The sequence below is a fragment of the Stenotrophomonas sp. 28608_Sma genome (assembly GCF_056486185.1).
The window spans coordinates 366,307-378,907 of the sequence record NZ_CM151308.1 but is presented as its reverse complement, the minus strand read 5'-3'; the positions used below and the strand labels follow the sequence as shown (position 1 = coordinate 378,907).

Sequence of the window (12,601 nt, the reverse complement as noted above, 5' to 3'; positions counted from 1 at the left end):
GGTCAAGCCTGCTGGAAGCAGGCTTGACCCACCTTCAGCATGGCCGGATCGAAGTCCCGGCCGCTTTTGAAGACACCCCAGGCGATCCTGGCCAGCTTTCTGGCCAGGATGTTGAAGACGGCGGTGCTGGGGTGACCGCGTTTTGACAGCTCGTCGTAGAGCGGTTGCCCCCGACGACACCGCTTGAGCCCCATGGCGGCCATGTAGAGCATCTGGCGCAGCACTGGCGCGCCCTGTTTGGACAGCCGACGCCGTCCCGTTCTGCCGCCAGACTCGTTAGGCCGGGGATCCAGGCCGGTGCAGGCGATCCACGCGTTGGCGTTGGCCAACGGCCAGCGCGTCATGTAGTAAATCAGGTGAGCGGCGACGGCGGGGCCGATACCAGGGATGGTCAACAGGCGCTTGTAGAGCGTGCCATGCTCTCCATCGCGACCCAAGCGCTGCAGTTCGCTTTCCAGCTCGGACAGCGTCCCAGCCAGAGCGCAGAACAGATCTGACAGCTCCCCGGGGGCACTTTTGCTTACCCCGAAGGATTGCTCCAGGCGCGCGCGTGTCTTTACCAGCGTCTGCCGCTTGCGCAGCAAATCGTGCATCTGCTGCTGCTCATCGGTACGCGGTACGTATTCACGCAGGCGATCGTTCTCCTTCTTCACGTACCGGGCGATCGCTTCGGCGTCCATGGCGTCCGTCTTGCCACGCGAGCCCGTCGCCCGGCCGTAGTGCTTGATCAGACGTGGATTGATCACATAGACAACGTGGCCTGCCTGGCCAGCCATCCGAGCCAACAACTCGTAGTACCGCCCCGTCGCCTCCATGCCAATCCGGCATCGCTGGGGCAAGGTGTTGAGCCACTGGGCTATGCCGGCCCGGGTGTTGGCGATCCTGTCGCCGGCCTTGCGGTCGGCCACTGCCGGTACGAACTCCTTGGAGTCCACGTCCACGCCAATATCGAGAGAATCAGACATTTGTACGGCTCCCAGCTATCTTTAAGGGGCTGGGGTGGTACCGCACCGACGTTAGCTTGCCTACATCGACGATCCCCTTTGGGGGCCGTACGATCCTTTATCGACGTTCGTGTGCGGGATGGGGATCGCTCGACTCGTCTGTCGGCTAGTATCCGCAGATGCATGCTTGACGGTCCCTCCACCCTGGCTCCTACATACCGCGTAGGAGCCGGGAGGAACATACAAGCTTGCTCGACTGCCGTTCAAAGCAGTCGAGCAAGCTCGACTCTACAAAGGGCGAAGAGCAGTCGAGCATGGCTCGACTCTACAAATGACCGTCAGCCTTCGCGGGCGACCTGGAAACCGGCGAAGGACTGGCTGACCGGCATCAGTTCCAGGCGATTGATGTTCAGGTGCGGCGGCAGGCTGGCCACCCAGAAGATCTGTTCGGCGATGTCTTCGGCGGTCATCGGGTTGGCGCCGGTATAGAGCTTGTCCGACGCCGCCTGGTCGCCATGGGTACGCACCACGGTGAACTCGGTTTCGGCCATGCCCGGCTCGATCGTGGTCACGCGCACGCCGGTGCCGTGCAGGTCCGAACGCAGGCCGAGCGAGAACTGGCTGACGAAGGCCTTGGTGCCACCGTAGGCATTGCCGCCCGGGTACGGGTAGACGCCGGCCACCGACGAAATGTTGATGATTGCGCCCTTGCGCTCCACCAGCTGCGGCAGCAGGCGGTGGGTCAGGGTCACCAGCGCGGTGATGTTGGTGTCGATCATCGTGGTCCAGTCCGACAACTTGGCGCTCTGTGCCGGCGCAGTGCCCTGCGCCAGGCCGGCGTTGTTGACCAGCAGATCGATCTCGCCGAAGGCCGGCGGCAGTGCCAGCAGCGCCGCTTCCATCGCCACCGGATCGCGGATGTCGAAGGCGGCGGCATGCACCACGTCCTTGCCGTAGCGCTCGACCAGCGGCTGCAGGCGTTCGCCGCGGCGGCCGGTGGCGATCACCTTCCAGCCCGCCTGGGCGAAGCGGTGGACGGCGGCGGCGCCGAAGCCGGACGTGGCGCCGGTAATCAGGACAGTGCGGGTCATCAGGCAACTCCAGGGGGAAAAACCAGACCCCCATTCTGGCACCGTCGGCCGGGGGTTGCGTTGCCTGATCGGCCAGATCCGGCCCCACCTGTCGGGGTGACCGGTACAATTGGGCCCATGATCAACAACGATGTCCTGCGCAGCGTGCGCTACTCCCTGGACCTGGGCGACCACCACGTGGTGACCCTGTGCCAGATGGCCGACCCGGCCTTCGCCGTGGATCCGGAACAGGTGAAAGCCTGGCTGCGCCGCGAGGACGAAGCCGGTTTCGAAGCGATGAGCGACAGCGCGCTGGCGCACTTCCTCGACGGCCTGATCGTGCACCTGCGCGGTCGCGATGAGAGCCAGCCTCAGCGTGCGGTGGAAACCCGCATCGACAACAACCTGGTGCTGAAGAAGCTGCGCGTCGCCTTCCAGCTGCGCGACGTCGATCTGATGGAGATCTTCGCCAGCGCCGGCTTCAACGTCTCCAAGTCGGAAGTGGGCGCCTTGTTCCGCCAGCCCGGGCACACTAACTACCGGCGCTGCCTGGACCAGATGCTGCGCAATTTCCTCAAGGGCCTGAGCCTGCGCCTGCGCGGCTGAGCACGGCCTCGACGAACGCCCGCGCCGCCGGTGTCGGCAGTCGCTGCCAGACCAGGTGCACGCGGCGGGTCGGGGTCGGCTGCAGCGGAATCTGTACCACCCCCTGGAACCCGTCGGCGATCAACGCTGGCACGATGCCAACCGCCAGCCCATGGCGGACGAAGCGCTCGATCAGTTCCATCAGATTGACCTCGAAGCGCACCGTGTGCGGCAGGCCAGCGGCAGCGAAGGCATCGTCGGTCTGCCGCCGCGCACCGGTGCCGCGCGGAAAGTCGACCAGCGCCTCGTCCTGCAGTTCGGTCAATGGCAGCCGCTTGCGGCGGGCCAAGCGGTGCGACGGCGCCAGCACCGCCACCAGGTCTTCTTCCTGCAGCATCTGGTGGCAGACCCCGTCCAGCCCTGCCGACGGCGCCAATCCGACCAGCGCCACGTCCAGCTCTCGCGACTGCACCTGCGCGATCAGGTCCTCGCTCTTGTCGACCCGCAGCTGGAACTCCACCTGCGGGTGCGCCTGCTGGAAGGCCGCCAGCATCGCCACCACATCGATGTCGGTCAGCGAGGAGATCTGCCCGATCGCCAGCAGGCCACGCACCTCGCCAGTGACGGCGGCCACGTCGGCGCGCAGGTGGCGCAGGCTGGCCAGCACCTGGCGTGCATGCACCAGCAGCGCCTCGCCGGCGGCGGTGGCCCGCACCTGGCGCGGCAGGCGCTCGAACAGCGTTGTGCCCAGTTCCTGCTCAAGATGGGCGATCTGGTGACTGAGCGCGGACTGCACCACGTGGCAGCGCTCGGCGGCGCGGGTGAAGTTGCCCTCCTCGGCCAGGGCGACGGCGAACTCGAGCTGCTTGAGATTCACGCAACCATCTCATTTTCAGATGACAGAGATGATGATGATTCATTTCCATCATGACTGCAGCAGGCGGACACTGTGCTCCCCCGCTTCCTCGAACACCGCGTGAGTCCGTCCCTTCCCCCTCTGCACCGCTGGCAGGTGCTGCTGATGTCGGTGGCTACCGGCGTGGCCGTGGCCAGCAACTACTATGCGCAGCCGCTGCTGCACACCATCGCCGATGCCTTCGGTGTGCCGTTCGGCCAGGTCGGCATGGTGGTCACCGCCGCACAGCTGAGCTATGCCGCCGGACTGATCCTGCTGGTGCCGCTGGGTGACCTGTTCGAACGCCGCCGCCTGATCGTGGTGATGAGCCTGCTGTCCGCCGGCGGGCTGGTGATCAGTGCCTGTGCGCCGTCGCTGGCCTGGCTGCTGGTGGGTACCGCGATCACCGGCCTGTTCTCGGTGGTGGCACAGGTACTGGTGCCGTTCGCGGCCACGCTGGCCGCACCGGAACATCGTGGCCGCGTGGTCGGCACATTGATGAGTGGCTTGCTGCTGGGCATCCTGCTGGCGCGCACCGTGGCCGGACTGCTTTCCAGCCTGGGCGACTGGCGCCTGGTGTATGCCATCGCCGCCGGCACCCTGGTGCTGGCCGCGCTGGCGCTGCAGCGCGGCCTGCCGCGATTCCACCACAGCGCCGGCCTCGGTTATTTCGCATTGCTGCGCTCGATCGGCGTGCTGTTCGTGCAGGAGCCGGTGCTGCGCCAGCGCACCCTGCTGGGCGCCTGCAGCTTCGCCATGTTCGCGATCTTCTGGACCCCGCTCGCGTTCCTGCTGGCGCAGCCACCTTACGCCTACAGCGACGCTACCATCGGCCTGTTCGGGCTGGTCGGTGCCGCCGGCACGCTGGCTGCGGGCCTGGCCGGGCGCATGTCCGACCGCGGCCAGACCGGACGCGCCACCGCCATCGCGCTGGTGCTGTTGCTGCTGTCATGGCTGCCGTTGGGGCTGTCGGCACACTCGCTGCTGGCGCTGCTGGTCGGCGTGGTGGTGCTGGACCTGGCCGCGCAGCTGCTGCACGTGAGTAACCAGAGCCTGATCTACGCACTGCAACCGGCAGCGCGCAACCGCCTCAATGCCGGCTACATGACCGGCTACTTCATCGGCGGTTCGCTGGGTTCGCTGCTGTCGGCGCAGGTCTACCAGCGCTTCGGCTGGACCGGCGTCTGCGTGGCCGGTGCTGCGGTGGCCATGCTGGCCCTGCTGCTGTGGCTGCCCGGCGCGCTGCGCGCGCGCCAGGCTTCGGTGACTGACTAGAAGCTGCCCTGCAGCACCAGCTCCCAGCGTCCGCCGGCATTGTCCGGAAACAGCCGCTTCGCTGCGTTGTCGGTGTCATGCACGGTGGCGCGCAGTTCCCATGCCGGGGTCAGCGAGGCGATGGCACTGAGCTGGCCATGCAGGTAATCAGGCCCCTGTGCGGTGGCCAGCCAGTACTGGCCTACCGCCGCTTCGAGGCGGAACCGCTCGTGCAGCGGCACCCGCACACCCAGCTGGGCATAGGTGCCGCGATGGCCACCGGCCAACGCGTCGTTGGAATGCGCGATCTGCAACCAGGCGCGCTGCTTCCAGTTCAGGGTGGTATTGAGTTCGGTCCAGTCCAGCGCGCGGCCGGTACCTGGATACACATAGCGGGTCAGGTTGGCATCCAGTGTCCAGTCCGGTGCCAGCGCGCCGGACCAGCCTGCCACCAGGTCGAACTCGCTGCGCGCGCCATTGTCCGGTTTGAACGAAACGTTGGAGCCCCACACGCTGGCATACCAACCCGATGCGACCGAGATCTTCGCGCCCGCCTGCACCGCCGGGTCGCCATCGCTCTGCGAGCTGCCACGCCACACGTAGTCGCTGGTCAGTGCGGCACTGCCGCTGACCTGCACCTGTGCCTGGGCGCTGCCGATGCCGAGCAGCCCTGCCAGGGCGGCCACCACTGCCGCCATCATCCCCTTGCTGTTCACTGCACTGTGTTCCTCGTTGAAGGCGGTTGCGCCGCCGGGAACGCAGTGTCGAGGTGGTGGCCGTAACGGATCGAGGGTGCTGCCGGGCCCGTGGCGCAAATTCGGCGTAAATCCCGTGGACCGGGGGCCGCGTGCCAGCGGCGCGGTATCATGGCGCCTTGTTTCCAGGAACCAACCGCGTGGACGCCATCCTGACCCCGGTATCGATCGGCGAGCTGATCGACAAGATCACCATTCTCGAGATCAAGGCCGAGCGCATCGACGATGTGGCCAAGCTGGCCAACGTCCGCACCGAGCTGGACGGCCTGCTGCCCTTGCTGCAGCAGCAGCTGCAGGCACAGCCGGCACTGGCCGTGCTGAAGCAGCAGCTGAAGACGATCAACGAGCGCATGTGGGATATCCAGGACCAGCTGCGCGACAAGGAAGCAGCCCAGGTGTTCGACGATGCGTTCATCCAGCTGGCGCGTGGTGTCTATGGCACCAATGGCGAGCGCGTGCAGGTGAAGAACGAGATCAACCGCGTGGCCGGTTCGGCGCTGGTGGAAGAAAAGCAGTACCAGGGCGAGTAACGCCGCCTCGATCAGCGTCGATCAGATGGCGGAAACGGAACAGCTCGCCATCGTTGCGGATGCCCAGCTTGCGGTAAGCCGCTCGCTTCTGCGTGCTGATGGTGCTGGCTGTACGCCCACTGCGGCGTGCCATCTCGCCGGTGCTGCAGCCGCGCAGCACCCACTGCAGGACGGTGCGCTCGCGCGTACTCAACCGTGGTGGACGCACGGGCTGCTGGCGTTGCCGGCGGGACTGGTTCAACTGTGCACGCAGTTCCGGCGGCACGAAGCGTCCGCCACGGGCGACCACGCTCACTGCCCGCAGCAGCGTCTGCGGCGCGCAGGCCTTGGACAGGAATCCGCGCGCACCGGCCTGCAGGGCCAAGGACACGACACCCGCGTTGCAGTGCGCGGACAACACCAGGATCGGCACTGCCGGCCAATGGCGTGATAGGTGCCGCAGCAGTTCCAGACCTTCCCCGCTGTCACCGATCGGCAAGGCGTCGACCAGCAGCAGATCGATCGCGGCCGCCTGCTGCTGCAGGCGCTGCAGCAGATCACCGCTGCGACCGTAGCTTCCATCGACCTGCAGGTCCGCCTGCCGGGCCAGGACTTCCTGCACGCCATGCCGCAACAGCGGGTGCGGATCCAGCAGCAACAGGCGGCAGGGAGAATCTCGGGGCGACGGAAACGTGGGCATGGTTGCATTCCTGCAGAACAGGCCACTCACCCTAGGGCGCAGCCGACGCCTGCGGAATCCAATTCGTTGCAATGCCGCCCTTCCGCCGCGCCACGGTCAGGTAGCGTTTGCCCAGCCGGAAACGCAACAGGCCCGGCATGGGCCGGGCCTGTCGAGGCATCTTCGGCGCGCAGGCGCGCCGAGGAAGCAATTACCAGCTGAAGCGCGGGCCGACGGTGTATTCCTTGTCGCCGTCGCGGTTCATCTTCAGCTCGCCGTTCAGGCCCCAGTTCTGGTTCAGCTTGACCTGACCACCCAGGCGGCCGTACCACTGGCCTTCCGGATTGATGCCGTGCTTCTTCGAGAAATCTTCGTAGCCGACCATGCCGTAGACTTCGGCGTGGGCACCGAAGGCGGTACGGATACCGGCTTCAGCGCTGTAACCGTTGAAGTCCAGGCCGTGCTTCTGGTCGCGCTTCTGGTAGGCAACGCGGGCAACGAAGTCGGTGGTCGGAGCGATTTCAACGTTGTAGCCGGCGCCGATCTTCCACTGGTCCAGCTTGATGTTGGTGTGGTCGATTTCCTGGCGGCTGTACTCACCGAAAGCGTGGAAGTTCGGCAGGAAGCCGTACGAACCCTTCACGCCCCAGCCGTCGGCCTTGAACGCGTCGATGTCGGTCTTGGCGTAGTCGGCTTCGGCGTAGTTGTACGACAGGTTCTCAGCAGCCGAGGCGGTGAACGGCAGGGCAGCGGCCAGGGCCAGAGCAATCAGCGAATTCTTCATGGGGGTACACCTTTACTTTCTTATGGTGTGCAGCAGCGCCAGGGCGCCATCGCATCGGGAATGTAAATTCTCCGTTATTCGCCACAACGCTCCCTGAAAACAGCGGTCTTCGCATTGCTGAATTTTTTGCCTTGATTCAGGCTGTCTCTGGCATACGCGCGCGGCGCGCGTGCATTTGTGATTCGTCGTCGATTGCAACAGGAGGTTGCCTTGTACGTTTCCGATCCGCCGCTGGTGCCTGTTCGCGCCGCGCTCCTGGCATGCGCTGCCCTGTTTCCGATCCACGCTGCGCACGCACTGCAGGCCGCTGACTACCAGCGCGCCGAACGCGTGCATGACAGTCACCTTCGCGGTGCGCTGCGCAATGCTTCGGTGCTGCCCCACTGGCTGGCCGATGGGCGCTTCTGGTACGAACGCGAAACCACGCAGGGCCGGCGCCAGGCGGTACTGGTCGATCCAGTCCAGGCCACACGCCAGATCCTGTTCGAACCCGATGCGCTGGACGCTGCGGTTGCACCTCTCGGCGCCAGCGGACCACGCCTGCGCTTGAACAACGTGCAGGTACTGGATGGAGGCCTGCGCCTGCAGTTCAACGGCGAGGCGGCGATCAGCTGTCAATGGCCACGCCTGCAGTGCGTGCCTTCGCAGGATGCAGCGCCAGCGGCCGATGCACTGCCATCGCCCGGCGGTGATGCCTGGCTGCAGGTACGCGATCACAACCTGTGGCTGCACTCGCCCGGAACGGCAGCACGAGCGCTGACCAGCGGCGGTGAATCCAATCATGGCTATGGCGTGCTGCCGGACTTCACCCTGCGCGGCATTCCCCGCCGTCAGGGCCGGATGCCGACGCGGCCGTTCGCGGTCGGCTGGTCACCGGACGGTCGCTACGTGGCCGGCATCCGCTACGACGAACGCGCGCTGCAGGACTACCCCTATCTGGAAAGCAGCCCGGCCAACAGCGCGCGGCCGCGCGTGCATACGGTGAAGCTGGGGGTGCTGGGTGACACCCGGCAGGTGCGCGACAGCGTGTATGTGGTCGACACCCGCAATGGCCAGCAGCATGACATCGCCTTGCCGGAAGGCTGGAACACCCTCAGCGAAGCCGGCGTACTCGGCTGGGACGGCGACCGGTTGTATGCCGTGATCGCGCACTTCGGCGCACCGCGCAGGCTGCGTCTGCTGGAGATCGATGCCAACAACGGTGCGTTGCGCACGGTTCTGGAAGAAGCCAGCGACACCCGCCTGCAGCTCAACGTGTATTCCTACAACCGGCCAGCGGTGGCCATCCTGCCCGGCCAGGACACGGCGGTGTGGTTCTCGCAGCGCGATGGCTGGGGCCATCTATACCGGGTCCGCCTGTCCGACGGCAAGGTGCTGCGCCAGCTCACCCGCGGCCAATGGGCGGTGCGCGACCTGCTGGGCGTGGACGCTGCGGGTGGCTGGGCATACTTCAGCGCCGGCGGCGTCGACGGTGGCGACCCCTACGTACGCGGCCTGTACCGTGTATCGCTGCAGGGGGGACCGGTCCAGCGCCTGGCCGCCGATGGCAACGACCATCTGGCCGATGCTGGCACCGGCGCGTTGTTCGGCGGGCGCGCCCCCCAGGCGCTGTCGCCTGGCGGTGGCTATCTGGTGGATACCGTTTCCCGTCTCGACCAGCCACCACGCACCGTGCTGCGGGCCAGCGATGACGGCCGTGAAGTGATGGTGCTGGAAACAGCCGATAACAGCGCGATCGTTGCTGCCGGCTGGCGCCCCCCACGGCGCGAGCGGCTGCTGGCCGCCGATGGGCGAACGCCGATCTTCGCCACCGTCTACCTGCCCCGCGACTATCGCGATGACGGCCGCTTTCCGGTGATCGACGCGATGTACGGTGGCTCCTTCGTCAGCAATGCGCCGGTGACCTACGCCGAGGCGGTGTCCGCCTTGAATCCGGTGTCACGCGCCAGCCTGACCGAACTGGGCTTCGTGGTGGTCAGCATCGACGCGCGCGGCACCGGTGGCCGCGACAAGGCGTTCCATGACAGCAGCTTCCTGCACGGGGCAGATGTGCAGCTGGATGACCATGTGGCTGCGCTGCGCCAGCTGGGCGAACGCTACCGGGGCATCGACCTGCAGCGGGTCGGCATCTACGGGCATTCGTTCGGTGGTTACAGTGCAGCGCGCGCCCTGCTGCGCTATCCGGCGTTCTACAAGGTGGGCGTGGCCTCGGCCGGCAGCCACAATTTCCAGGGCATGTACGGCGGTGCATTGCACGGCATGGACCGGCTGTTCGGTGGCGTGCTGCCGCCAACACCCCTGGCCGATGGCGTGCCGGCGCCCTTTGCCGGACTCGACAATGCAGCGTTGGCCGGCAACCTGCGTGGGCATCTGATGCTGGTCTATGGCGAACTGGACGAGAACGCGCCGCCGGCGCTGACCCTGCAACTGGCCGCCGCCCTGAACAAGGCCCAGCGCAGCTACGACCTGCTGTACCTGGCCCGGCAGGACCACGAACTGTTCCGCAACGACGCCACCTACACGCACCGCATGTGGGACTACTTCGTGCGCCACCTGGCCGGCCAGCAGCCACCGGAGACGGTGCTGGCGCCGCTGCCCGGTGGGCCGGGCTGAACAGGCGCACACAGGATGTCGATCCACGGCGCCCTGGTTCGTCGGGTACTTGAAGGCCGTGCATGCGGCACGGTCCATCCGGAGGCAGGCAATGAGCTACATCGATGGTTTCGTCCTGGCGGTGCCCACCGCCAACAAAGAGAAGTTCCTCGCCCATGCACGCACAGGGGATCCCGTTTTCATCGAGTACGGCGCGCTGCGCGTGGTCGAGTGCTGGGGTGACGACGTACCGCACGGCAAAACCACCGACTTCTTCGGCGCGGTGAAAGCCACGCCGGATGAGACGGTCGTGTTTTCCTGGATCGAATGGCCAGACAAGCCGACCCGCGACGCCGGCATGAAGAAGATGATGGAAGACCCGCGGTTTGATCCGGCGACGAATCCGATGCCGTTCGACGGCGCGCGGATGATCTACGGTGGGTTCGTGCCGCTCTACGAGCTGACGCGCTGAACCGGGCGGACGTGCTCAGCGCGCGTCCGTCTCATCGCTGGCGGAGGCATGGCCGGCGCCCAGTGCGGCGCCGGCGCCGAGGCCCATGCCGCCCATTCCGGCCCCCATTCCGCCACCGCCGCCGCCACCGCCACCACCCGCACGACCGCCCTTGGCATCGCCATCGTTGCGGCCCTTGCCACCGCCACTGGCAGCGGGCCGGGTCGGGCCCTGCGGTGGAATCTGCAGGTCGGTCGGGATGGGGGCCAGATCCAGCGCTTCGCGCACGAAGTCGCGCAGCGAGACCACCAGTTCGTGGAGGTGCACCGGCCGCCCCTGTGCCAGTTCGTTGGCCGCACGCGCGGCCAGCCGCACCTGCTCGTCGGTGCCCAGCAACAGGATGTCCGACAGTGCCGCTTCAACCGCATCGCGGATGCGGCGCGCGCGATCCGAGCGGGGTTCGGCGATGCCTTCGGCATTTTCGCGCTGGCGCAGGTCGCGGCGATGGCTGGGATCCACACCCAGTTCGCCAGTGAACGACCCGCCCAGGGTCTTGTAGGCCGCCATCAGCGTGCGCAGCCGTTCGTTGATCTGCCGGTTCTCGCGCTCGCGGCGCTGTTGCAGGGTCTGCATCACCAGCAGGCGGATGCCCACGCCCAGCAGGGTGATCAGGACCAGGCCGGCCAACGTGGACAGCACGCCCTGCCAGGAACTGAAGTCGATACCACGCATGCCCGGGGCTCCTGCAGGAAGAACCTGCATCTTGCCCCAGACCGTGCCCCAGAAACGCGAAAGGCCCCACCACCCGTTGGGTGGCAGGGCCTTCGGTCACGGCGCGATTACTTGCGCTTGGCGACCTTGCGCACGGCCTTCTTGGCCGGAGCCTTCTTGGCGGCGACCTTCTTCAGCGGCGCAGCCTTCTTGGCGACCGTCTTGCGGGTGGCGGCAACCTTCTTGCCCACCGCCTTCTTGGCAACGGCGGTCTTCTTGCCGACAACCTTCTTGGCAGCAGCGGTCTTCTTGCCGACGGCCTTCTTGGAGACAGCAGCCTTCTTGCCGACAACCTTCTTGGCGGCCGCGGTCTTCCTGGTGGCGACCTTCTTGGTAGCGGCAACCTTCTTGCCGACAACCTTCTTGGCAGCCACGGCCTTCTTGCCAGCGACCTTCTTGGCGGCGACGGTCTTCTTGGCCACGGCCTTCTTGGCGGTGGCGACCTTCTTGCCGACAACCTTCTTGGCGGCCGCGGTCTTCTTGGCAACGGTCTTCTTCGCGACGGCGGCCTTCTTGGTGGCAGCCTTCTTCACGGTAGCGACCTTCTTGCCAGCAGCCTTGGTGGCAGCCTTGGTGGTCTTCTTGGCAGCGGCGGCCTTCTTGGTCACGGCCTTGCCTGCAGCCGCCTTCTTCTTGGCCACTTCCTTCTTCAGGGCAGCGGCTTCGGCCTTGGCGTTCTTCTTGGCGGCTTCCAGCTTCTTCTTGGCGTTGGCAACAGTCTTGCCGACCGACTTGGCAGCCTTCTCGGCCTTCTTGGCAACGGTCTTCTCGACCTTCGCCACGGCCTTCTTGGCCTTGGCAACGCGGGTGCCGGCAGCCTTGGTGGCGCGCTTGACGGTCTTCTTGACCGACTTCACTGCGTCTTCGGCAGCGTGGGCGATGGTCTCGCCAACGTTGGTGGCGGTTTCTTTGACGTTCTCGACGGCGTCGGTCACGACCGACACACCATTACCGTTGCTCATGTTGCCCTCCTGCGGGCCTTAAGTATCAAAACGGGGCGATGCTATACCGACATTGACGATCGTGGAACGGGGCATGCGCCCGCAATCGCATCTGCTGCGACGGTAATGGTGTAGCCCAGCACCCTCTCGAGCACAGTGGGTTGACAGGAAACCCCTTTTTTTCAGTGCTGCGCCGCACGGTGCGGGTAGCGGCAGGTGCTGCCTGCGCGCACCTGCCAGAGTGCTGCGAAAGGCATGCGATATGGCGCATCGCGGCACCAGGATGCGCAGAACTGCGCAAGTATCGGCCTGTATCCACACGCGCTTCGGCAGACGTCGGCACATTGCGAAGCACGCCCGACGTTGTCGCC

At 66.2% G+C, this 12,601-nt stretch carries 13 protein-coding genes; 5 read left to right on the top strand and 8 right to left on the bottom strand.

The annotated features are described in order from the left end of the window. Nucleotides 1-2 precede the first annotated feature (2 nt). Nucleotides 3-965, bottom strand: coding sequence for an IS110 family transposase (locus ACZLHH_RS01690; protein WP_132808894.1), 963 nt, complete (start codon nucleotides 963-965; stop codon nucleotides 3-5). 317 nt (nucleotides 966-1,282) lie between these two features. Next, on the bottom strand, nucleotides 1,283-2,035 hold the full coding sequence (locus ACZLHH_RS01685; RefSeq protein WP_019337645.1) for an SDR family NAD(P)-dependent oxidoreductase: 753 nt from the start codon (nucleotides 2,033-2,035) through the stop codon (nucleotides 1,283-1,285). A 117-nt stretch (nucleotides 2,036-2,152) separates the two neighbouring features. On the opposite strand from ACZLHH_RS01685, the gene ACZLHH_RS01680 reads away from it, so the two are divergent. After that, entirely contained in the window at nucleotides 2,153-2,620 is a 468-nt protein-coding gene (locus tag ACZLHH_RS01680) for a YehS family protein (protein WP_005411992.1), read from the top strand. Here the strand turns inward: ACZLHH_RS01680 and ACZLHH_RS01675 are convergent. After that, nucleotides 2,589-3,476 (bottom strand): LysR family transcriptional regulator, encoded by an 888-nt coding sequence (locus ACZLHH_RS01675; RefSeq protein ID WP_049398095.1) that lies wholly within the window; start codon nucleotides 3,474-3,476, stop codon nucleotides 2,589-2,591. The genes ACZLHH_RS01680 and ACZLHH_RS01675 overlap by 32 nt on opposite strands. A 144-nt stretch (nucleotides 3,477-3,620) precedes the next feature. Between ACZLHH_RS01675 and ACZLHH_RS01670 the strand changes: the two genes are divergently transcribed. Further along, nucleotides 3,621-4,769, top strand: coding sequence for an MFS transporter (locus ACZLHH_RS01670; RefSeq protein WP_219631205.1), 1,149 nt, complete (start codon nucleotides 3,621-3,623; stop codon nucleotides 4,767-4,769). Here the strand turns inward: ACZLHH_RS01670 and ACZLHH_RS01665 are convergent. Beyond that, entirely contained in the window at nucleotides 4,766-5,464 is a 699-nt protein-coding gene (locus ACZLHH_RS01665; protein ID WP_049462581.1) for a TorF family putative porin, read from the bottom strand. The two genes, ACZLHH_RS01670 and ACZLHH_RS01665, sit on opposite strands and share 4 nt — an antisense overlap. A 179-nt stretch (nucleotides 5,465-5,643) precedes the next feature. Between ACZLHH_RS01665 and ACZLHH_RS01660 the strand changes: the two genes are divergently transcribed. Continuing rightward, nucleotides 5,644-6,033, top strand: coding sequence for a DUF6165 family protein (locus tag ACZLHH_RS01660; RefSeq protein WP_049462582.1), 390 nt, complete (start codon nucleotides 5,644-5,646; stop codon nucleotides 6,031-6,033). Here ACZLHH_RS01660 and ACZLHH_RS01655 read toward each other — a convergent pair. After that, nucleotides 5,978-6,712 carry a response regulator transcription factor gene (locus tag ACZLHH_RS01655; protein ID WP_049462583.1) on the bottom strand — a complete coding sequence of 245 codons (735 nt, stop codon included), beginning with the start codon at nucleotides 6,710-6,712 and terminating at the stop codon, nucleotides 5,978-5,980. The genes ACZLHH_RS01660 and ACZLHH_RS01655 overlap by 56 nt on opposite strands. A 190-nt stretch (nucleotides 6,713-6,902) precedes the next feature. Further along, a complete protein-coding gene (locus tag ACZLHH_RS01650) occupies nucleotides 6,903-7,475 on the bottom strand; it encodes an OmpO family porin (RefSeq protein WP_032130335.1) in 573 nt (190 codons plus the stop codon). Nucleotides 7,476-7,685: 210 nt separating this feature from the next. Between ACZLHH_RS01650 and ACZLHH_RS01645 the strand changes: the two genes are divergently transcribed. Both ACZLHH_RS01645 and ACZLHH_RS01640 read left to right on the top strand, forming a co-directional pair. Further along, the gene (locus tag ACZLHH_RS01645) at nucleotides 7,686-10,088 is read left to right on the top strand and encodes a S9 family peptidase (RefSeq protein ID WP_071229375.1); all 2,403 of its coding nucleotides are present in this window, start codon (nucleotides 7,686-7,688) and stop codon (nucleotides 10,086-10,088) included. Between the two features lie 91 nt (nucleotides 10,089-10,179). After that, complete coding sequence (locus tag ACZLHH_RS01640; RefSeq protein ID WP_032130337.1) at nucleotides 10,180-10,539, top strand: DUF1428 domain-containing protein; 360 nt, start codon at nucleotides 10,180-10,182, stop codon at nucleotides 10,537-10,539. A gap of 15 nt (nucleotides 10,540-10,554) precedes the next feature. Here ACZLHH_RS01640 and ACZLHH_RS01635 read toward each other — a convergent pair whose 3' ends face one another. Both ACZLHH_RS01635 and ACZLHH_RS01630 read right to left on the bottom strand, forming a co-directional pair. Then, entirely contained in the window at nucleotides 10,555-11,250 is a 696-nt protein-coding gene (locus ACZLHH_RS01635) for a hypothetical protein (RefSeq protein ID WP_071229376.1), read from the bottom strand. A gap of 107 nt (nucleotides 11,251-11,357) precedes the next feature. After that, nucleotides 11,358-12,251 (bottom strand): histone, encoded by an 894-nt coding sequence (locus ACZLHH_RS01630; RefSeq protein WP_071229377.1) that lies wholly within the window; start codon nucleotides 12,249-12,251, stop codon nucleotides 11,358-11,360. Nucleotides 12,252-12,601 lie beyond the last annotated feature (350 nt).